20 protein-coding genes are annotated in these 21,241 nt (G+C 65.5%); 11 read left to right on the top strand and 9 right to left on the bottom strand.

Features of this window, described 5'->3' with window-relative positions; translation table 11 throughout:
- Window positions 1–106 precede the first annotated feature (106 nt).
- Window positions 107–640 (bottom strand): DUF4142 domain-containing protein, encoded by a 534-nt coding sequence (locus LG661_RS18235; RefSeq protein WP_230533307.1) that lies wholly within the window; start codon window positions 638–640, stop codon window positions 107–109.
- A gap of 218 nt (window positions 641–858) precedes the next feature.
- Here LG661_RS18235 and LG661_RS18230 point away from each other — a divergent pair, with 218 nt between their 5' ends.
- A complete protein-coding gene (locus LG661_RS18230; RefSeq protein ID WP_230533306.1) occupies window positions 859–1,623 on the top strand; it encodes a tellurite resistance TerB family protein in 765 nt (254 codons plus the stop codon).
- Window positions 1,624–1,712: 89 nt separating this feature from the next.
- On the opposite strand, the gene LG661_RS18225 is transcribed toward LG661_RS18230, so the two are convergent.
- The gene (locus LG661_RS18225; protein WP_230533305.1) at window positions 1,713–1,892 is read right to left on the bottom strand and encodes a hypothetical protein; all 180 of its coding nucleotides are present in this window, start codon (window positions 1,890–1,892) and stop codon (window positions 1,713–1,715) included.
- A gap of 194 nt (window positions 1,893–2,086) precedes the next feature.
- On the bottom strand, window positions 2,087–3,898 hold the full coding sequence (locus LG661_RS18220) for an ABC-F family ATP-binding cassette domain-containing protein (protein WP_230533304.1): 1,812 nt from the start codon (window positions 3,896–3,898) through the stop codon (window positions 2,087–2,089).
- 123 nt (window positions 3,899–4,021) lie between these two features.
- Between LG661_RS18220 and LG661_RS18215 the strand changes: the two genes are divergently transcribed.
- Window positions 4,022–6,088, top strand: a complete 2,067-nt coding sequence (locus LG661_RS18215) for a sensor histidine kinase (RefSeq protein WP_230533303.1) — start codon at window positions 4,022–4,024, stop codon at window positions 6,086–6,088.
- Here the strand turns inward: LG661_RS18215 and LG661_RS18210 are convergent.
- Window positions 6,071–7,498 carry a coniferyl aldehyde dehydrogenase gene (locus tag LG661_RS18210; protein ID WP_230533302.1) on the bottom strand — a complete coding sequence of 476 codons (1,428 nt, stop codon included), beginning with the start codon at window positions 7,496–7,498 and terminating at the stop codon, window positions 6,071–6,073. The genes LG661_RS18215 and LG661_RS18210 overlap by 18 nt on opposite strands.
- A gap of 137 nt (window positions 7,499–7,635) precedes the next feature.
- On the opposite strand from LG661_RS18210, the gene LG661_RS18205 reads away from it, so the two are divergent.
- From LG661_RS18205 to LG661_RS18175, 7 genes are all read left to right on the top strand, one after another.
- Complete coding sequence (locus tag LG661_RS18205) at window positions 7,636–9,276, top strand: ABC transporter ATP-binding protein (protein ID WP_407666743.1); 1,641 nt, start codon at window positions 7,636–7,638, stop codon at window positions 9,274–9,276.
- Window positions 9,277–9,290: 14 nt separating this feature from the next.
- On the top strand, window positions 9,291–10,763 hold the full coding sequence (locus LG661_RS18200) for an aldehyde dehydrogenase family protein (protein WP_230533300.1): 1,473 nt from the start codon (window positions 9,291–9,293) through the stop codon (window positions 10,761–10,763).
- A gap of 36 nt (window positions 10,764–10,799) precedes the next feature.
- A complete protein-coding gene (locus LG661_RS18195) occupies window positions 10,800–11,549 on the top strand; it encodes an SDR family oxidoreductase (protein ID WP_230533299.1) in 750 nt (249 codons plus the stop codon).
- Between the two features lie 109 nt (window positions 11,550–11,658).
- Window positions 11,659–13,140, top strand: coding sequence for an ABC transporter substrate-binding protein (locus LG661_RS18190; protein WP_230533298.1), 1,482 nt, complete (start codon window positions 11,659–11,661; stop codon window positions 13,138–13,140).
- A gap of 107 nt (window positions 13,141–13,247) precedes the next feature.
- Entirely contained in the window at window positions 13,248–14,195 is a 948-nt protein-coding gene (locus LG661_RS18185; RefSeq protein ID WP_230533309.1) for an ABC transporter permease, read from the top strand.
- A complete protein-coding gene (locus LG661_RS18180; protein WP_230533297.1) occupies window positions 14,192–15,037 on the top strand; it encodes an ABC transporter permease in 846 nt (281 codons plus the stop codon). The genes LG661_RS18185 and LG661_RS18180 overlap by 4 nt, the downstream gene beginning before the upstream one ends.
- A gap of 151 nt (window positions 15,038–15,188) precedes the next feature.
- Entirely contained in the window at window positions 15,189–15,944 is a 756-nt protein-coding gene (locus LG661_RS18175) for a hypothetical protein (RefSeq protein ID WP_230533296.1), read from the top strand.
- A gap of 64 nt (window positions 15,945–16,008) precedes the next feature.
- Here the strand turns inward: LG661_RS18175 and LG661_RS18170 are convergent, their stop codons facing one another.
- The 3 genes from LG661_RS18170 to groES all read right to left on the bottom strand — a co-directional run bounded on the left by LG661_RS18170 (window position 16,009) and on the right by groES (window position 19,189).
- On the bottom strand, window positions 16,009–17,007 hold the full coding sequence (locus tag LG661_RS18170) for a S66 family peptidase (RefSeq protein ID WP_230533295.1): 999 nt from the start codon (window positions 17,005–17,007) through the stop codon (window positions 16,009–16,011).
- 190 nt (window positions 17,008–17,197) lie between these two features.
- A complete protein-coding gene (gene groL, locus LG661_RS18165; RefSeq protein ID WP_230533294.1) occupies window positions 17,198–18,823 on the bottom strand; it encodes a chaperonin GroEL in 1,626 nt (541 codons plus the stop codon).
- A gap of 51 nt (window positions 18,824–18,874) precedes the next feature.
- Window positions 18,875–19,189: a co-chaperone GroES gene (gene groES, locus LG661_RS18160; protein ID WP_230533293.1), complete on the bottom strand. Its 315-nt coding sequence runs from the start codon at window positions 19,187–19,189 to the stop codon at window positions 18,875–18,877.
- 275 nt (window positions 19,190–19,464) lie between these two features.
- On the opposite strand from groES, the gene LG661_RS18155 reads away from it, so the two are divergent.
- Complete coding sequence (locus tag LG661_RS18155) at window positions 19,465–19,737, top strand: usg protein (protein ID WP_230533292.1); 273 nt, start codon at window positions 19,465–19,467, stop codon at window positions 19,735–19,737.
- 100 nt (window positions 19,738–19,837) lie between these two features.
- On the top strand, window positions 19,838–20,050 hold the full coding sequence (locus LG661_RS18150) for an alkylphosphonate utilization protein (protein ID WP_230533291.1): 213 nt from the start codon (window positions 19,838–19,840) through the stop codon (window positions 20,048–20,050).
- 4 nt (window positions 20,051–20,054) lie between these two features.
- Here LG661_RS18150 and LG661_RS18145 read toward each other — a convergent pair whose 3' ends face one another.
- Both LG661_RS18145 and trhO read right to left on the bottom strand, forming a co-directional pair.
- Complete coding sequence (locus tag LG661_RS18145; protein ID WP_230533290.1) at window positions 20,055–20,276, bottom strand: SlyX family protein; 222 nt, start codon at window positions 20,274–20,276, stop codon at window positions 20,055–20,057.
- Window positions 20,269–21,027, bottom strand: a complete 759-nt coding sequence (gene trhO, locus LG661_RS18140; protein WP_230533289.1) for an oxygen-dependent tRNA uridine(34) hydroxylase TrhO — start codon at window positions 21,025–21,027, stop codon at window positions 20,269–20,271. Before trhO ends, LG661_RS18145 begins: the two co-directional genes overlap by 8 nt.
- Window positions 21,028–21,241 lie beyond the last annotated feature (214 nt).

Here is a 21,241-nt window from a genome sequence, read left to right as displayed (position 1 = left end):
CAGAAAGTCGAAAACTACCAGAAAGACGGTTGAGAAGGACGGCACAAGAAAAGGCCGCCGGATGCGATCCGGCGGCCCCTACGCAATACCAAACGGCAGGAAAACCTTACATCGCCCGCGCAACGGCCGCGCCGCCGAGGGCCTGGACCTCGTTCAGGTGCATTTCCAGGACCGGCACGGTCGCGCCAGCGAACTCGACCAGGGCGGGATTGTCGCCGGTGCGGGCATAGGCCGAGAACAGGCCCACGGCCTCCTGGTGCGCCACGGTCTGTGCGCCGAGATAGGCCGCATCGAAATTCGGGGCTGCCGTGAGGCTCGCCAGCATCTCCTGGTGACGGGCGTTCAAAGCCAGCGGCGGCCGCGGCAGGCCTGCGCGGCGCATCACCGCCACCATCCGGCGCGTGGCCAGGTTATGGTCGCGGATCATCTGCTGGGCGAAGCGGCGGACCTGCGGATCCCGGGAGCGCCGCAGGGCCAGCTGGCTCGACCGGATCTCGAACAGGTTGGAACTCACCGCCGTCGGAACGAATTCGGCGGTGCTCACGGCCGTCACGGCAGGAGGCGTCGAAGCGGTCGGCGTCATGCATCCGGCGACACCCAGCGCAAGGGCGCTGGCTACAAGAGCGATCTTGGCATTCATGGCAGGAAGTCCCTTCACAGGCCCGGTCCGGTGCGGCCGAGCAGACGCCTCCCCAACGGGGGAACATCGTCCTAGGTTCCTGGCAATTCGGTCTAGGACCGCTCACCCCCGGCACAAACCCGATTCGAAAGAGGCTCTTCCTCCGGGCCTGCGCGACGGAACTCTTGTCCGCGCCCTGCCTTTCCCCGCTGCCAATCACGGCCACAGGGAGAACGGACATGGATCTCGGCAGAATCGTCGACAGCCTCATGCGCGGCCAGGGCGACCCTCGCCACCAGAACCAGCCCCACAGAGGCCAGCAGCAGCAGAGCGGGCTCGGCAACATGATGGGCGGCTCGGGTGGGCTCGCCTCCCAGATTCCGGGAGGCCTCGGCGGCCTCGCGGCGGGAAGCCTTCTCTCGATGATCCTCGGCTCCAAGGCCGGACGCTCCACAGGCGGCTCGCTGATGAAGGCCGGCGGCCTCGCCGTCCTCGCCAGCGTCGCTTTCAAGGCCTATCAGGACTGGCAGGCGAAGCAGGCCCCGAATGCGGGACAGGGTGCAGGTCTTCCGACCCAGCCGCCGCCCGCCGGGAGCGGCTTCAATCTCGATGAGGAGAAAGACAAGGAAGGCCACGAGATGGGCGTCGCCCTGGTCCAGGCGATGATCTCGGCGGCGAAGTCCGACGGGCATCTGGACGGGGAGGAAAGCCGGCGCATCCAGGAGCAGATCCAAGAGCTCGGCCTCGGCAACGAGGAAAAAGGCTTCCTGCTCGACGTGATGTCGAAACCTGCCGATGCGGCGGCCATCGCCCGCCTGCCCCGCACGAAGGAACAGGCCTCCGAACTCTACGTGGCGTCCCTCGTCGCCATCGGCGATGCGGACACGCCGGAGGAAAAAGCCTATCTCGACCGCCTCGCGGCGCTCCTCGACCTGCCGGCCGATCTGGTGGCCCATCTCGACAGCCAGGTCAGCGCAGCCCGAAAGGCAGTGGCCTCGGCCTGACATCATGCCCCCTGTCATTCCGGGGCCGCGCATCGGAGCCCCGGAATGACAGGGGCGGCAACGACGCTTCCTGCGAAGCCGACAGACCCTCAGATGACGAAGAAGTCGCTGTACTTGAGGGTGGCCTTGCTGGAGAGGGTGGCGATCTTCACCTGCTCCTTCGAGCCGGTGCCGTCCGCATCGTAGGAGAGCACGCCCTTGGCCTTGTCGTAGACGATCCGGTCCTCGGCGTCCTTGGCCTTGGAGCCGACGACGAACATGTCGGACATGATCTTCTTGCCCTTGGACGAGCCGGAACCCAGCTTGTAACCCCTCTATCAGAAAGCTTCCCTGGCGTTCTCTCCGGCGCTCGCGCTCCATATGGCGAGGAGACTATGAGCCTCCGCAAAGGTCTAAGGCCACCGGCGAGGGCGGCCTTGCGAAAACCGAGACTGTCTGCGGTTGGTGAGGGGCGGCTCGAGACTTAGCCCTCCAGTTCTTCCCGCAGCATCTCCAGCTCCAGCCAGCGCTCCTCCGCCGTCCCCAGCTCCGTCTGCAGCTGGGTGAGTGCGTCCATCGCCTTCTGGAATCGGGCGGGGTCGCGGGAATAGAGGTCGGGATCGGCGAGGATCTCCTGCACCTTGGCGATCTTGGCCTCCAGCTCCTCCATGCGCTTGGGCAGCGTCTTGAGGTCGTGCTGCTCGTTGAAGCTGAGCTTGCGCTTGCTCTGTGCTGCGGGCCCGGAGGCAGACTTGTCACCGCTCCTGGGCTTGGCTTCCTTCTCGACATTGCGGGCCTGAACGCCCTGGCCGCGCTGGGCCACCATGTCGGAATAGCCGCCCGCATATTCGATCCAGCGCCCCTCGCCTTCCGAGACGAGGACGGAGCCGACGGTCCGGTCGAGGAAATCGCGGTCGTGGCTCACCAGCAGGACTGTACCGGAATAATCCGTGATCATCTCCTGCAGGAGATCGAGGGTTTCGAGATCGAGATCGTTGGTCGGCTCGTCGAGCACCAGCAGGTTCGAGGGCTGGGCCAGGGCGCGCGCCAGCATGAGCCGGTTGCGCTCGCCGCCGGAGAGAACGCCCACGGGAGTGCGGGCCTGTTCGGGCGAGAACAGAAAGTCCTTCATGTAGCCCATCACGTGCTTGGCCTGCCCGCCGATGATCACCGTATCGCCCCTCCCGCCGGTGAGGGTCTCGGCCACGGTGGCATCGGGATCGAGGCTCGCCCGGCGCTGATCGAGAGTGACCATCTGCAGGTTGGCGCCAAGGCGCACCCGGCCCTCGCCAGGGGCGAGAGCGCCCGTGAGCATGTTGATGAGCGTCGTCTTGCCCGCCCCGTTCGGTCCCACGATGCCGAGGCGGTCGCCGCGGATGAGGCGAAGCGACAGGTTCGAGACGATGGGACGCCCGCCATAAGACTTCGAGATTCCCTCGGCCTCCACCACCAAGGTGCCGGACTGCTCGGCCTCCGAGAGGGTCATGGAAACCGTGCCGACCGCGCGCTTGCGGTCGCGGTATTGCTGGCGCATGGCATGGAGGTTGCCGAGGCGGCGCACATTGCGCTTGCGCCGGGCGGTCACGCCGTAGCGCAGCCAGTCGGCCTCGGCCACGAGCTTTCGTCCGAGCTTGTGATGCTCGGCCTCTTCCTGCTCCAGCACCTGATCCCGCCATTCCTCGAAATGGGCGAAGCCGCGGTCCATCCGGCGTGTCCGGCCCCGGTCGAGCCAAACGGTGGACTGGGACAGGTTTTCAAGGAAGCGGCGGTCGTGGCTGATGAGGACGAGGGCCGAACGCAGGCTCTTCAGCTCGCTTTCCAGCCACTCGATGGCCGGGAGGTCGAGATGGTTCGTAGGCTCGTCGAGCAGCAGGATGTCGGGCTCCGGGGCCAGCACCTGGGCAAGCGCCGCGCGGCGGGCCTCGCCTCCGGAAAGGGATGCCGGTTTCTCCTCACCGGTCAGGCCCAGCTGCTCGAGCAGGTAGCGCGCCCGGTAGGGATCGTCGCCGGGGCCAAGGCCCGCCTCCACGAAGGCGAGCGTATGGGGATAGGCGGAGAGGTCCGGCTCCTGGGCAAGGTAGCGGATCGTGGCGCCGGGCTGCACGAACCGCTTTCCGCTGTCGGCCTCCACGAGGCCGGCTGCAATCTTGAGGAGCGTCGATTTGCCCGAGCCGTTGCGACCGACGAGACAGGCCCGTTCGCCGGGCGAAACTGATAGTTCCGCGCTCTCGATCAGTGGCGTGCCGCCGAATGTGAGCGCAATATCCTGAAGCAGGAGAAGAGGAGGAGAAGCCATTCCCGCTCACCTGACACCTCCCGGCCCCGGATGCAAGATTCGCGATGAATCAATCGGTAGTTTTTACGGGTGGACGCCTCGCGCAGTTTATGATCCCCTTGCCGCATTAAGCTGGGCGCTTGAATGACTCTGACGCGGCGTTTGCTCCTTTTGGCGTTGATCTCGGTTCTGCCCGCGATCGTCATCTGGACCTACACGGAAGTTTCGCTGCGCCGCGCCCGGGAGGCGGAGGTGAACGAGCTCGCCATCCGTCAGGCGCGGCTCGTCGGCGGTGAACTGGAGCGCATTTTCGACGGCGTTCACAGCCTTCTGCTCGCCATCGACGAAGTCCCCTCGATCCGCAACTTCGACACGCCCACCTGCAGCCCGTATCTCAAGGCGATCCAGGAGAAGGTTCCCTACGTCCTGTCCTTCGTCGCGATGGATCTGAGCGGGCATATCCGCTGCCGGCCGACCGGAACCATCGACACGTCTTACTATTTCACGGACCGCGTCTATTTCCACAATGCCCTCAACCAGAGGGGCTTTGCCATCGGCGAATACACGGCGGAATTCACGGAGGGCGGCCTCGGCCCCTATCCGGTGCTTCCCCTGGCCATCCCCATCTGGAACGACCGGGGCGACATTGTCGGCGTCGTGGCCGCGGCCCTCGACCTGAAATGGCTGAACCAGAAGATCAAGGAGCGCACCCTGCCGGCCGAGGGTTCGGTGACGATCACCGACCGCAACGGGATCATTCTGGCGCGAGAGCCCTATTCGGAGCGCTTCGTAGGCAAGCTTCTTGCGCCCCCTCTCATGCCTCATGCCTGGGCCGATACACCCGGCGCCTACGAGACCGTCAGCCTCGACGGGGTCAAGCGCGTCCTCGGCTATCTTCCGTTCGATGCCCCTCCGAAGAACATCTATATCAGCGCCGGCCTGTCCACGAAGGCGGCCTTCGCCACCATCAACGAGGCGGCGAAACGGGGCTTCATGCTGATTGCGGCAGCCCTCGTCCTGGCCCTTTCCCTATCCTGGCTCGCCAGCCGCGCCTTTGTCACGAGGCCCTTCGAGATCATGACGGATGCGGTCCGCTCCTGGCGCCGGGGGAACTACGAATCGCGGATCGTCCTGCCCGGGAGCTCCGGGGAGTTCAACCTTCTGGCTAAGGCCTTCAACGATCTGATGGACGACGTCGCCGAGCGCCAGAAGGCCCTGCAGGCGAGCGAGGAGCGGGCCCGCCTCGCCCTCGAGGCAGGGCATATGGGAACCTGGTGGTACGACATCGAGAAGCAAACGGGCGGCTGGTCGCCCCAGGCTGCCCTTCTGCTCGGCCTGCCGGCCTCCAAGACCGACACCTCCGTCCCGGAGTGGAAGGACATCGTCCATCCCGACTATCTGGAACAGGTGCTCGAGCATCTGCGCGCCGCGGTTCGGGGCAACGGCAATTACGAGGACGAATTCCGGATCCTCCACCCGAGCGGGCATAGCCGCTGGATCAATTCGAAGGGGCGCGTCTTCTTCGACCACCACGGAAACCCAACCTATTTCATCGGCATCTTCCAGGACATCACGGAGCGGCGCTACGCCGAAGAACAGCAGCGTTTCCTCCTCGACGAACTGAACCACCGGGTGAAGAATACCCTCGCCACTGTGCAGTCCATCGCCTCGCAGACCCTGCGCAATGCAGCGACCGCCGACCAATTCAAGGCGGCCTTCGAAGGCCGCCTCCTGGCCTTGTCCAAGACGCACGATCTCCTGACGCGCAAGTCCTGGCGCGAGGCGGACCTGCGCGACCTCGCCGAGCAGGAGCTGGCGCCCTACCGCAGGGCGACCGACGAACGAGTCGCGATCTCGGGACCGGACGTCCACCTGCCGGCCCGCTACGTCATCAATCTGGGTCTCGTGCTGCACGAACTGGTCACCAACGCCGCCAAGTACGGTGCGCTGTCGACGCCGAACGGACACCTCGAGCTGACCTGGGCCATTGACGAAGCGGAGCCCACCCCTCAGGTTCGCATCCTGTGGCAGGAAACCGGGGGACCGCCCGTTTCCCCGCCCAAGCGGCAGGGCTTCGGCTCGCGCCTGATCCGCCGCGGCATCGAGGGGGAGCTGGCGGGCTGCATCAAGATCGACTTCACCCCGGCCGGCGTGTCCTACGATTTCACCGTGCCGCTACCGTGTGAAAGTGGCCTATCGCAGCAGCAATGAGAGCAGGCGGTTCATGCGCCCGCCATAGGGCGGTTTCGTCATTCCCGCCCCGTTGAAGCGGGCCTGATGAAAGACGGACCGGGCATGGCTGAAGGTCCGGAACCCCGCCTCTCCGTGATAAGCGCCCATCCCGCTGGGGCCTACGCCGCCGAAGGGCAGTTCCTCCTGCACGCAATGGAGCAGCGTGTCGTTGATGCAGACGCCCCCCGACAGGGTGCGCTCCAGAACGCAATCCACGCTTTCGCGGTCGTGGCTGAAGATATAGAGGGCCAGAGGCCGAGGGCGCTCGTTGATCAATCGGCAGGCGTCTTCCAGGCTGTCATAAGCGAGGACGGGCAGCACCGGACCAAAGATCTCCTCCTGCATGGCGAGAGCATCGTCCGGCAGATCGGTGAGGAGGACGGGCGCGATCCTGCGTCCATCGCCGTTAAAATCCTCGCCGGCCGGATTAATTTCGTGGATCACAGCGCCGCGTTTTACGGCATCCGCGATGAGTTCGCGCAGCCGATCATAGTGCCGCCTGTTGATGATGGCCGTGTAGTCGGCATTGGCGGCAAGCCTCGGATAAAGCTCTGCCGCCGCCTTCCTGAAGGCCGCGACGAAGGCCGCCTCCCGCCCGCGCGGCACGAGCACGTAATCGGGCGCAATGCAGGTCTGCCCGGCATTGAACAGCTTGCCGACGGCGGTGCGTTCGGCGGCCTTGTCGAGCGGAAAATCCGGGGCGACGAGGGCGGGCGACTTTCCGCCGAGCTCCAGGGTCACCGGGACGAGGCTCTCGGCGGCCGAGCGCATCACCTGACGGCCGACCGGCGTCGAGCCCGTGAACAGCAGGTGGTCGAAATCGAGCTGCACGAAGGCCTGCGCCACGTCCACCCCGCCCTGCACGACGAGCACCTCGGACGGGTCGAACACGTCGCCGATCACCTGCGCCAGCAGCACCGAGGTGCGGGGTGTGAGTTCGGAGGGCTTGAGCATCGCCCGGTTGCCCGCCGCGATCGCGCCCGCAAGCGGCGAAAGGGCGAGTTGCACCGGATAGTTCCAGGGGCTGACGATCCCGACAACGCCGAGGGGCTGGTGGAGAATGCGGCCCGTTCCCGGCCTGAACATCATCTGGATCGGACGGCGGCGCGGCCTCATCCATCGACGGAAGTGCTTTCGGGCATGGCGCAGGGCTGCGACGACGGGATAGATGTCGGCGAGCTTCGTCTCATGGCTGGAGCGATGCCCGAAATCCTCGGCAATTGTCCTCGCGAAGTCCTCTGCACGGCGCACGAGCGCATCCGCGAGTCCCCCGAGCGCCTCGTCCCTGCGCTGAGCCGTCAGTCCGCCCTCTTGCAGAAAGGCCCGGCGCTGGAGGCTGAGATGAGCCTGCAGCCGCTCTCTCTCCGGATGGGAAATGGTCTCGTGCAAAGCCTTGTTTTCCTCGCCTGAACAAGAGGGAAGATAGGGCGGCGGCGCGGTTTTTCTCAACATGAGGTGAGGCCGTTCGGATTGACGGGGCCGCCCATATGACGAGGATGGTCCCTCGAAGGCCGTCTCCTTGCGTCATGGGGAACCGGCGCAAGGAGAGACAGACCGTGGCAAGCCCCTCCCCCGTTCTGGCCATTGAGAACCTGAGCATCGGGCTCCCCGCGCTCGCCGACCGGCCGCACGCCATCAGGAACCTGTCGCTTTCCATCGCCCCCGGCGAGACCCTGTGCGTCGTCGGGGAATCCGGCTCCGGCAAATCGATGACGGCGCTCGCAACCATCGGCCTCCTGCCGCATGGAGTGGAGGTCCTGTCCGGATCGATCAGGCTCGACGGGCTCGATCTCCTGGCCCTGGACGAGCCGGGCTGGTGCGACGTCCGCGGCCGGGATGTGGGTACCGTCTTCCAGGAGCCAATGACGTCCCTCAACCCGGTCATGCGCGTCGCCGACCAGATCGCCGAGACTTTCCGGGCCCACCGGCTTCTCAGCCCGTCGGAACGCAACCGACGCGCCCTCGAGCTTCTGGATGAGGTGCATCTTCCGAACCCGGAACTGATCGCCCGCGCCTATCCGCACGAACTCTCAGGCGGCCAGCGCCAGCGCGTGATGATCGCCATGGCGCTGGCGCTGGAACCCAAGCTCCTCATCGCCGACGAGCCGACCACAGCGCTCGATGTGACCACCCAGGCGCAGGTGCTGAAGCTCATCGACAATCTGCGCCGCAAGACCGGAACGGCGGTTCTCTTCATCACCCACGATTTCGGCGTGGTGGCCGAGATCGCCGACCGGGTTGCCGTGCTCCAGAACGGACTGCTGGTCGAGCAAGGTCCGGCGGAGGAGGTCCTCACCCGCCCGCAGCACGCCTACACGAAGCGGCTGCTGGCGGCCGTGCCCTCCCTCACTCCTCCCCCGCGCAAGCCGCTGGAAAACGAGCCCATCACCCTCATGGTCGATGCCCTGACCAAGCTCTACGGCGGACGCGGCTGGTTCTCGAAGGGCCGCAAGGTCCAGGCCGCGGACGCGGTGAGCTTCGACATCCGGCGCGGCGAGACACTCGGCCTTGTGGGTGAATCCGGCTCCGGCAAGTCGACGGTCGGGCGCTGCGTGCTGCGACTGGTCGAGCCGGACGGCGGGAAGATCGAGATCGGCGGTTTGCCCTTCAGTAGCCTGCCCCAGCGGAGCTTGAGACCCCACCGCCGCCGGATCCAGATGGTCTTCCAGGATCCCTTCGCCTCCCTCAATCCGCGCCGCACGGTCGGACGCATCATCGCCGAAGGGCCGATCACGCAAGGGGAGGATCCGGCCAAGGCTTTGGCGCTCGCGGAGGAACTTCTAGAGAAGGTCGGGCTGCCCGCCAATGCCGCCGAGCGCTACCCGCACGAATTCTCCGGCGGACAGCGCCAGCGCATCGGCATCGCCCGGGCGCTCGCCATGAGGCCGGACGTGCTGGTGGCGGACGAGGCCGTCTCCGCCCTCGATGTCTCGGTGCAGGCCGAGATCCTGAAGCTGATCCGCGAGCTGCAGCAGGAGCTGGGCCTCGCCATCCTCTTCATCACCCACGACCTTCGCGTCGCCGCCCAGATCTGCGACCGCGTGGCTGTCATGCAAAAAGGCCGGATTGTCGAAATGGCCGAAACCGCGCAACTTTTCGCCGATCCGAAGGATGCCTATACACGCCAGCTCCTGGCCGCCGTGCCGGGTACGGACAGAATGACCTGAGGGAGAGAAGACCCGTGAACGACCAGATCGTTTCAACCGTCGCGCCGGACATGGTCCACAAGAACCTCATCGGCGGACGCGACATCCCGGCCTCAGATGGCATGATGCTGGACGTGCTCTCGCCGGTGGACGGCGCACTCTTTGCAAAGATCGCCGCTGGCACCGCCGAGGACATCGACGCCGCCGTGCAGGCCGCCCGTGCCGCTCTCGAGGGAGCCTGGGGCAAGCTGACGGCGACCGAACGCGGACGCCTGCTGATGAAACTGGCGGCGGCGGTCGAGGCCCGCGCCGACGAACTAGCAGCCCTGGAAAGTCGCGACAACGGCAAGCCCCTGCGCCAGTCCAAAGCCGACGCCATCGCGCTCGCCCGCTATTTCGAGTTCTACGGCAGCGCCGCCGACAAGCTGCACGGCGATGTCATTCCCTATCTCAACACGCATTTCATCGGCGTCGAACGGGTACCGCACGGGGTGACGGGGCACATCATTCCCTGGAACTACCCGATGCAGATCTTCGGCCGTTCCGTGGGCGCGGCCTTGGCTGCCGGCAACTCCACCGTCGTGAAGCCGGCGGAGGACGCCTCGCTCACGATCCTGCGCGTCTCGGCACTTGCCCGCGAAGTCGGCTTTCCGGATGGCGCGCTCAACGTCGTGACGGGTCTCGGCCGCACGGCGGGCGCAACGCTTGCCGCCCATCCCGGCATCGATTTTCTCTCCTTTACCGGCAGTCCCGAGACCGGCACGGCCGTGCAGACGGCGGCGGCGCAAAACCATGTGGGCGTCACCCTGGAACTGGGCGGAAAGTCCGCCCAGGTTCTCTTCGACGATGCCGATATCGAGCGCGCCCTGCCGACCCTCGTCAACGCCATCATCCAGAACGGCGGCCAGACCTGCTCGGCGGGCAGCCGCCTGCTCATCCAGCGCGGCATCTTCCAGGAGGTGGTCGATGCGGTGGCCGAGCGCTTCCGCGCTCTCCGCGCCGGGCATCCGGAGCGGGAGCCGGATCTCGGCCCTATGATTAACCAGGCGCAGCAGCGTCGCGTGCTCGGCTATCTCGAGCGCGGCCGCAACGAAGGCCTGACCGTCGTCGGCGAAGGCGTGGTGGCGCTCGATGCGCCTGCGGGCGGCTACTACGTGGCGCCGACCTTCCTTGCGCCGGTCCCGCACCAGAGCATCCTCTTCCAGGAGGAGATCTTCGGACCGGTCCTGGTGGCGACACCCTTCGAGGACGAGGCGGAGGCGATCCGGCTTGCGAATGGCACTGCCTACGGACTTGTGGCGGCGGTCTGGAGCCGCGACGCCATGCGCTCCACCCGCGTCGGCCGCGCGATGCGCGCAGGCCAGGTTTTCGTGAACTGCTATGGCGCGGGCGGCGGCATCGAACTGCCCTTCGGCGGCTTCGGCCGCTCCGGCCATGGCCGCGAGAAGGGTTTCGAGGGCCTGATTAAGTTCACCACCACCAAGACCCTCGTCATCGCGCACGGGTAAGTGCCCGGCCATTCAAATCACATCAGGGGAAGACACATGAAACGCCTGGAAGGCAAGGTGGCGCTGGTAACCGGCGCAGGCTCGGGCTTCGGCCTCGGCATCGCGGAGACATTCGCCCGCGAGGGCACGAAGGTCGCCATTATCGACATCAACGAAGCGGCGGCGAAGAGCGCCGCCGAGGAGATCGGCTCGCAGGCTATCGGGCTTGCCGCCGACGTGTCGAAGGCCGCCGACGTGCAGGCGGCGGTCGAGAAGACAGTCTCCGCCTTCAGCAAGCTCGACATCGTCGTCAACAATGCGGGCATCAGCCACCGCAACCGGCCCATGCTGGAGGTGGATGAGGAGGAGTTCGACCGGGTCTTCGCGGTGAACGTGAAGTCGATCTACCTCTTCGCCAAGGCCGCCGTGCCGATCATGCAGGGCCAGGGCAGCGGCGTGTTCATCAATGTGGGCTCGACCGCGGGCCTACGCCCCCGTCCGGGCCTCACCTGGTACAACAGCACCAAGGGCGCGGTTCACACCATGACCAAGTCCATGGCAGTGGAGTTGGCGCCTTCCAGGATTCGCGTCTGCGCCCTGGCCCCGGTCGCCGGTGAAACGCCTTTGCTCGCCACCTTCATGGGCGAGGACACGCCCCAGAAGCGCGAACTCTTCGTCAACTCCATCCCCCTCGGCCGCTTCTCCACTCCCCAGGACATCGCCAATGCAGCGCTCTACTTGGCCTCTGACGAAGCCAGCATGATCACCGGCGTCGTGCTGGAGGTGGATGGGGGACGGTGTATCTGATTCAAATCTTTGAAGATTGAAGGATCGAGCCCCTTCCATCCGGCGGCACAGTGCGTAAGCTGAGGCTTACTGCGAGCTCTCGCACTCAACACCGGATGGAGTCCCGTCTATGTCGAAGCGTTTCCTGGCTGCCGCTCTCCTGCTGACCGTCAGCTTCGCGCCCGCTTATGCCGCCAAGACGTCGCTGGTGGTGGGCATGCCCATCGAGCCGCCGGGGCTCGATCCGACCATTGCGGCGCCTGTCGCCATCCGCGAGGTTACCTGGGCCAATCTCTACGAGGGGCTCGTGCGCATCGACCGGAACGGCAAGGTGCAGCCGCTGCTCGCCAAGAGCTGGGAGGTCTCGCCGGACGGGCTCACCTATACCTTCAAGCTCCAGGACGGCGTCAAATTCCATGACGGCACGACCTTCGACTCCGCGGATGTGAAGTTCGCCTTCGACCGAGCGCGGGACCCGAAGTCCACCAATGCCCAGAAGCAGATCTTCGCGCCCATCGAGAGCATCGAGACGCCCGACCCGCAGACGGTCGTGATCAAGCTCAAGCACCCCTCCGGCAACTTCCTCACCTATCTCGGCTGGGGCGATGCGGTGATCGTGGCGCCTGAGACGGCGGCGACCAATGCCTCCAACCCGGTCGGCACGGGGCCGTTCACGTTCAAGTCCTGGACGCGCGGCGACCGGGTGGAGCTGACGAAGAACCCGGATTACTGGCAGAAGGACAAGGTGCAGTTGGAAAACGTCACCTTCCGCTTCATCAGCGATGCCCAGGCCCAGGTGGCGGCGCTGAAGGCCGGCGACGTAGATGCCTTCCCCAATCTCGGCGCGCCCGAGCTCTTCGCCGAATTCCAGAAGGACCCGCGCTTCAAGGCGGTGGCGGGCAACACGGAAGGCGAGACGGTCGCAGGCATGAACAATGCCAAGAAGCCTTTCGACGACGTGCGGGTGCGCCGCGCCCTCATGCATGCCATCGACCGCAAGGCGCTCATCGAGGGAGCCTATTCGGGCTTCGGACAGCCCATCGGCAGCTTCTTCTCGCCCAACCATCCGGCCTTCGTCGATACGACCGACGTCATTCCCTACGATCCCGAGAAGGCCAAGGCGCTGCTGAAGGAGGCGGGCTATGGCGACGGCCTGTCGATCTCCATCAAGGCCCCGCAGATGGCCTATGCCAGCCGCTCGGCGGAGCTCATCTCCGCCATGCTCTCGGAAGTGGGCGTGGACCTGCAGATCATCCCCACCGAGTTCCCGGCCAAGTGGATCGAGGAGGTCTTCAAGAACAAGAACTACGACGTCACCATCGTCTCCCACACGGAGCCGCTCGACATCGATATCTTCGCCCGCGACAACTACTACTTCAATTACCAGAACCCGAAGTTCAAGGAGCTGATGGCAGAGATCGCCCGCACCACGGACGAGAAGGAGCGCCACGCGAAATACGCCGAGGCCCAGAAGATCCTGGCGGAGGACGTGCCCGCTCTCTTCTTGTTCCAGCTGCCGAAGCTCGGTGTCTGGAACGCGAAGCTCGAAGGCCTGTGGGAGAACTCGCCCGTGCCGGCCAACGACATCACCGAAGTCCGGTGGACGGAGTGATTTGAAGCGCACCGGCCTCTTCCCTCCCCCTTGCGGGGAGGGCATGCTGGCGCACGATGAAATGCCATCTTCTCAGCCGTGAGACCTGCACGAGGCCCCTCCAGAACATGCTGCGCCTCGTGATCTCCCGCCTCGTCTCGCTCGTCGTGACCCTGATCTTCGTCTCGCTGGCGATCTTCCTGATCCTGGAGGTCCTGCCGGGCGATCCGGCCGCCATCATGCTCGGCACAGCCGCGCGGGAGGACACGCTCGCGGCCCTGCGGCAGGAGCTCGGGCTCGACCGGCCTGCGCTCGTGCGTTACGTCGCCTGGATCGTCGGCATCCTGCAAGGCGATCTCGGCACCTCGATCACCTATAAGATGCCGGTCTCGACGCTCGTTGCCGAGCGCATGGCGGTGACGCTGCCGTTGAGCCTTCTCGCCATTCTCATCTCGACCGCACTTGCCCTTCCGCTGGGCGTCGCGGCGGCGGCCCGCCGGGACGGGGCGGTGGATCGGGGCGTGCTGGTCTTCAGTCAGCTCGGCGTCGCCGTGCCGAACTTCTGGATCGGGCTTCTGTTCATCCTCTTCTTCTCCACCTGGCTCGGATGGTTTCCGGCGGGCGGCTTTCCCGGGTGGGATGCGGGCTTCTGGCCCGCCCTCCAGGCGCTGCTCCTGCCGGCCGTAGCGCTCGCCCTGCCCCAGGCTGCGGTTCTCACCCGCGTGACGCGCTCGGCGACGCTCGAAGTGATCGGGGCCGATTTCGTGCGCACCGCGCGGGCCAAGGGCGTGGACAAGAGCGCCACCTTACGCCGTCACGTGGTGCCGAACGCGCTCATCCCCGTCACCACGATCCTGGGCCTCCAGCTCTCCTTCTTCTTCGGCGGCGCGATCCTCGTCGAGAACGTGTTCAACCTGCCCGGCCTCGGGCGTCTCGCCTATCAGGCGCTGAACCAGCGCGATCTCGTGGTGATCAAGGACATCGTACTGATCTTTTCGGGAATCGTGATCGTCGTGAACTTCCTCGTCGATATCGGCTATGCCCTCCTCGACCCGCGCCTCAGGAGCCGGGCATGAGGGGATCCTCGCGCATCCGGCCGAACGCCGCTCTCGTCGTCGGCGGCGTTCTCACCGCCATCCTGATCGCGACGGCTCTCCTGTCCCTGGTCTGGACGCCGGAGGTTCCCACCCGCGTCCACATCGCGCTTCGCCTCAAGGGTCCGCTCGAGGCGGGCCTCCTCGGCACGGACCATTTCGGGCGCGACGTCGTCTCTCTCCTGATGGTGGGGGCCTGGAACTCCCTCGCCATCGCCTGGCCTGCGGTCCTCTTGGGGGCCGCCATCGGCACCGCCATCGGTACGGCGGCGGCGGCCTGGAAGGGAATTGCGGATGAGATTGCCATGCGCGTCTCCGACGTGGTCTTCGCCTTTCCCGCCGTTCTCTCGGCCGTCATGATCGGCGCGCTCGTGGGATCCGGGCCGCTCGCGGCGGTGCTGGCCATTGCCGTGTTCAACGTGCCCGTCTTCGCCCGCGTCGCGCGGGGCGTCGCGCTCCAGGTCTGGACTCTCGACTACATCGCCGCCGCACGGGCGCTCGGAAAGCATCCCCTTCGGATCACCTGGGAGGACGTGATGCCCAATATCGCGGGCGCGCTGATCGTGCAGGTTACGATCCAGCTGGCGCTGGCGATCCTCACAGAGGCGGGCCTGAGCTATCTGGGGCTCGGCGTGCGGCCGCCGAACCCGAGCTGGGGTCGCATGCTGAGCGACGCGCAGACCTATCTCTCGCAGGCTCCGCACCTCGCCATCGCGCCCGGCATCGCCATTGCGCTCTCGGTGCTCGGCCTCAACCTTCTCGGCGACGGGCTACGCGATGCGTTGGATCCGACCCTGCGCGGGCGAAGCGCAGCGGCCGCCTGAAATACCCCTTCAGGGCCGCTCCTCCCCAGTCAGTCATCGTCAATACCTCTTTCGATACATGGGCTTCGCGGATTCCAGCCACAGACCCGCCACATTCCGCCACTGAGCTTGAGGGACGCAAGGGGAGGAGCCGCGAGGCTCTTATAAGCCGATGAACAGAACGCTCACTCTGCTCGGAGCCTCAGCAATCCTGCTCGGGGTCATCAGCGGCGCCGCCGAAGCCCGCAAGGTCTACTACGAGATCGAGGGCAAGCGCTATTCCTACAGCACCAACAACCGGGCCCAGACCTCGCTTGCCCGCAAGCGGATCCAGGCCGCCAAGGAGGCCGAAGCCGCGAAAGCGAAGGCGGACGAGGAGCGACAGAAGAACCCGCTGGTCGGTCTCTTCGGATCAGAAGTTCAGAGGGAGGCCACGCAGGCCCAGGCCCGCCTGAAGGACCTCATGGGCGAAAAGACCAAGGTCGTCGAGGAGCGTCCCTCCCGCAGCGAAAGGCGGGCGGCGCGGGCCGAACGGCGCAAGAGCCGCGACGAGGGCCGCAAGGCCGTCGCCGCCAAGCAGGAGCCCAAACAGGAACCCAAGCAGGCCGTTGCTCAGGCGAAGAAGCCACCCCAGCCCGAGCCGGAGCTGGCCGAGGCCGAGACTGCCATCGCCGAGCCCATCGACGTCTCCGACCGCGCGAAGAAGGTGAAGTCGATCTCCTTCGATGTGGAATCCGGCATCAAGACGACGATCATGATCGACGGCTCCGTCGAGGAGGAACCCTTCGACAGCGGCGTGCTCTCCCAACTGGCTCCGGCGAACGGCGAGACCACGAGCCTGACCGCCTTCGTCAACCAGTTGCGGGCCCTGCCCGCAGTGGAGGCGACCGGCTCGATCGGAACCAAGGTGGCGACGCCTGCTCCGTAGGCGCTCCCGGACAAGCCTCCGAACCGCGCCCTTTCTCCGGCGCGGTTCGTGATATTCCTCGAGCCTATCCGGCGGTGACGCCCGGCTCCAGAATGCGCAGCCGCGACAGGCTGCAATCGATCTCCGCCATGACGCCGTAGGGCAGCGTTGCAATCGGGTCTGTGTGGCCGAAATCGAGTTCGGCCAGGACCGGGAGATGCTGCAGGCCTGCCTCATCGAGAACCTGGACGACGGCCGCTTCCTGTTCGCCCCGGCCCTTGGCGTCCAGCTCGCCGCCGGGACGGCCGAGAACGATGCCCGCTAGTCGCGGAAGGATTCCCTGGGCCGCGTAGTTTCTGAACCACCAGCGCACCTGGGCCGCGGACGGCGCATGTTGCGACGTCTCGATGAAGAGGATCGCGCCGTCCCAGTAGTCGAGCGGCGGCCACCACTCGGAACCCTTCAGCATTTCCAGAACCTCGGCGCAGCCGCCGATGAGGTGGCCGCGAGCCGTCCCCTCGCCCTGAAGCGTGCGAGGGCCGGTGGAAGGCGTCAGCGCCCGGCGGCGGTTCTGGTTCTCGGGATCGCGCCAGGGCAGTTGCGTGGCGGTCCAGCCCTCTTCGTTGACGGGGATCTCTCCCATGGGCTCGGCGTCGAACAGGGCCTTGCGGACGGAATGCTCGGCGTAGGCGTGCATGCCGCCATTCTCACCGAATCCCGACATGACGGTAGGGCCGTAGAAGGATCCCAGACCCGCCTTCAGGCAGCCGAAATGCAGCGCGGTCGGATCGGAATAGCCGAGAAAGATTTTCGGGTTCTCGGCAATCACGGAAAGGTCGATATGCGGGATGAGGCGGACCGCGTCGTCGCCCCCGATGCTGGCGATGACGGCCCTGATGGAAGGATCGGCAAAGGCCTGCATGATGTCGTCGGCCCGGGCCTGCGGGTTTCGGCTGAGCCACTCGGCAGCGCGCAGGGCATGGGGCATTTCGACGGGAACGACGCCGAAGGCCTCTGCCAGATATCTTTTGCCGGCCTCGTAGCGGTGCGGGAAGACGGACGGCCCGCCCCAGCTGGTCGACACGATCGCCACCCGATCGCCCGCGCAAAGGGCGTGGGGTTTCCTGAGAGGTCGTTGCCACCAGCGCAAGGTCATGCGGTTCCCGTCAAACGGCTACTCGGCGCCGCATATTCAAGCCCGCCTCGGCAGCGCGCAACAAAAAAACGGCGCCGCATCCCGCGGCGCCGCCCTGACTTAGGAGTGAGCTCTGCGCTTAGAAGTCCATGCCGCCTGCGGGCATGGCGGGCGCAGCTTCCTTCTTCGGCTTCTCGGCGATCATCGCCTCGGTGGTGATGAGAAGGCCCGCGACGGAAGCGGCGTCTTCCAGAGCCACGCGCACGACCTTCGCCGGGTCGATGATGCCGAACTTGTAGAGGTCGCCGTACTCGCCGGTCTGGGCGTTCCAGCCCGCGGCATAGTCCGAAGCCTCCACGACCTTGCCGACGATGACGGAGCCGTCCTCGCCGGCGTTCAGCGCGATCTGCCGGGCCGGAGCCTGGAGCGCGCGGCGCACGATCTCGACGCCGGTCTTCTGGTCGTCGTTGACGGGCTTCACGCCGTCGAGGGCCTTGAGGGCACGCAGCAGAGGAACGCCGCCGCCGGGCAGGATGCCCTCCTCGACCGCCGCCTTCGTGGCGTGCATGGCGTCGTCTACGCGGTCCTTCTTCTCCTTCACCTCGACCTCGGTCGCGCCGCCGACGCGGATGACCGCGACGCCGCCTGCGAGCTTGGCCAGACGCTCCTGCAGCTTCTCACGGTCGTAGTCCGAGGTGGTCTCCTCGATCTGCGCCTTGATCTGTCCGACGCGGGCCTCGATGTCGCGCTTCTCGCCGGCGCCGTCGACGATGGTGGTGTTCTCCTTCTCGATCACCACCTTCTTGGCTCGGCCGAGCATGTTCAGCGTGACGTTCTCGAGCTTGATGCCCAAATCCTCGGAGACGACCTGGCCCTTCGTGAGAACGGCGATGTCCTCGAGCATGGCCTTGCGGCGGTCGCCGAAGCCGGGAGCCTTGACGGCGGCGATCTTCAGACCGCCACGCAGCTTGTTCACCACGAGGGTGGCAAGAGCCTCGCCTTCCACGTCCTCGGCAATGATGAGCAGCGGCTTGCCGGTCTGCACCACGGCCTCGAGCACGGGCAGCATGGCCTGGAGACCCGAGAGCTTCTTCTCGTGGATGAGGATGTAGGGATCCTCGAGCTCCACGCGCATCTTCTCGGCATTGGTGATGAAGTACGGGGAGAGATAGCCGCGGTCGAACTGCATGCCTTCGACCACGTCGAGCTCGGTCTCGAGGGACTTTGCCTCCTCGACGGTAATGACGCCCTCGTTGCCGACCTTCTGCATGGCCTCGGCCAGCATGCGGCCGACCTCTGCGTCGCCGTTAGCGGAAATGGTGCCGACCTGGGCGATCTCGTCGTTGGAGGTCACCTTCTTGGCGTTCTTCTTGAGGTCCGCCACGACAGCCTCGACGGCCATGTCGATGCCGCGCTTGAGGTCCATCGGGTTCATGCCGGCGGCAACCGCCTTGGCGCCCTCGCGGACGATGGCCTGGGCCAGAACCGTCGCAGTGGTGGTGCCGTCACCGGCGCGGTCGTTCTGCTTGGACGCAACCTCGCGCACCATCTGGGCGCCCATGTTCTCGAACTTGTCGGAGAGTTCGATCTCCTTGGCGACGGTGACGCCATCCTTGGTGATGCGGGGAGCACCGAAGCTCTTCTCGATCACCACGTTGCGGCCCTTGGGGCCGAGGGTGACCTTCACCGCATCGGCGAGGATGTCGACGCCGCGCAGCATCTTGTCGCGCGCGTCAGCGGAAAACTTGACGTCTTTGGCAGCCATGTTTCGTCACTCCTTGAGACGTAACGATGTTTGACTCGAATGGAACCGGCCTTACGCGGCCTGCTTGGTGGCGACCGTCTGCTCGACGACGCCCATGATGTCGCTCTCCTTCATGATGAGGAGATCCTCGCCGCCGATCTTCACTTCCGTGCCGGACCACTTGCCGAAAAGCACGGTGTCGCCGACCTTGACGTCCAGCGGAACGATCTGGCCCGCTTCGTTGCGGGCGCCGGGGCCGACAGCGATCACCTCGCCCTGCTGGGGCTTCTCCTTGGCGGTATCGGGAATGATGATGCCGCCGGCCGTCTTCTCCTCGGCGTCGATGCGCTTGACCACGACCCGGTCATGCAAAGGACGGAACTTCATGAAGCTTCCTCCAATGAAATCAGTGCATTAGATGCTCGCGCGGTGCTCTTCAGGCCCCCGCGCGGTCGATGATTTGGGTGGGAAAGCTTCACTGTTCAAGAGGCGCGGAAAAAATTTTTGTCACTCTCCCGCAGCGAGTGACAGCCTGGCTGTCAGCAGCCGATGTGCGATGCTGCTAACATCATGCTGTTGCTGATAAATTCTGAATTTTTGACTTGCAGGCCGGAGTTTCCTTTGCTCCAATTCCTGAGGCGTAACCAGCAAGGATTGCGTTCATGCAGGCGTCACCCGACTTCGTCCGACAGCTCGCCGGCTATGGCCTGACCACCGCACAGATCCTCTATCGCATCCCCGATCACCTTTCCCTGGTCCAGGAATATGTCTGGCAGGACTACGACCTCTACCCCGACTTCCCCACCCTGACGAAGTTCCTGGCCTTCTGGGAGGAGACGCTGGACGGCCCCTTGCACTCCGTCACCGTCGCCCATGCCCGCCTGATCAAGCCGGCGGAGATGCGGGCCGTGAACGGGGAGTTCCGCCTTCACTGACCCTCTCCTCCCCAGCCTTGGCGGGCAGCCGGATGGACAGCCCATCCCGCCAGCGGCTGTGGCCTCCCGACAGGGCGGCCACAGCCGCTGGGAGAGCATAATGGTTGTCAGGGACAGCAACGGAGCCACCCTCAACGAGGGAGATTCGGTTCAGGTCATCAAGGATCTGAAGGTGAAGGGCTCCTCGACCGTTCTGAAGCGCGGAACGGTGTTCAAGAACATTCACCTCACGGATGACGCCGAGGAAATCGAGTGCCGCTCGGCGCAGGTCAAAGGCCTTGTGCTGAAGACGGCCTTCGTGAAGAAGGTTTAGCCGCTCAATAATGCGGCGGCGGGGGCTCGGGCGCGCGGGGCGTGCCTGAGCTATCCTCGACCTCCTGAACCCGGTCGAGCAACTCGTTGAGCTGACGCCTGAGGGCGTCGATCTTCTTCCACTGGTCGATGACGGTCTGGTTCAGGTCCTCGATGACCTGATCCTGATAGGCGACGCGGACCTCCAGGGCCTCGATGCGGGCATTGATGTCCTCTGCGTCACTCATCGGCCACCGGGCTCCTGTCCTCCGGGCGCTCGACCAGGCCGTGTCCGAGGGATACGCGCTCGTCGAAGACGAAGCAGCCGCCATTCCAGCGGCTCTCCTCCTCCGGCACGTCCTCCAGATATTTCAGGATGCCGCCCTTGAGGTGGTAGACCTCCTCGAACCCTTTCGCGAGCATGTAGGAACTGGCCTTCTCGCAGCGGATGCCGCCCGTGCAGAACATGGCGACCTTCCTGTGCTTTTTCGGATCGAGTTCGCGCTCCACGAAATCCTTGAACTCGCTGAACTTCCTGATCCGGGGATCGACCGCGCCCGCGAAGGTGCCCATCTCGACCTCGAAATCGTTGCGCGTGTCGAGCAGGATGACATCGGGGTTCTCGATCAGCCTGTTCCAGTCGGCGGGCGACACATAGGTGCCGACCTGCCTGTTCGGATCGGTCTGCGGATCGCCGAGCGTCACGATCTCCTTCTTGAGGCGCACCTTCATTCGCTTGAACGGCATCTCGGAAGAAGTCGAGAACTTGAGTTCCAGATTGTCGAGGCGGCCATGGAACAGCGGGCCGTCGCGCAGCTCCGCCATCAGGGCGTCGATCCCCTCTTCGGTTCCGGCCACCGTGCCGTTGATGCCCTCGTGGGCGAGCAGCAGCGTGCCCCGGATCTCGAGGTCCAGGCACAGGCGATGCAGCGGCTCCCGGATATCCCGGAAGTCCGGCAGGGAGACGAATTGATAGAGAGCGGCAACCTTGTACGTCATGGGCCGCTCTTTACCAGCAGGCGGGCGGACGGGAAACCCGTCCGCTCTGTCGAAGGTGTCGCCCTTACGGCATCCCTGGATCCCCTTCCCTCGGCCCCGTTCCGGCGATCCCTATCGGAAGGGTGTCATTCCCGGCCGGAGATGGCGCAGCCATCGGAGGGGAAGGGAGTCCATGCCGCCGCGCCTGTAAGGGGATTCCCTTCCCGCGCTTCGC

Origin of the sequence: Microvirga roseola (genome assembly GCF_020866965.1) — a bacterium.
In the GTDB taxonomy this organism is placed as follows: Bacteria; Pseudomonadota; Alphaproteobacteria; order Rhizobiales; family Beijerinckiaceae; genus Microvirga; species Microvirga roseola.
This window is presented reverse-complemented; position numbering and strand designations above follow the sequence as displayed.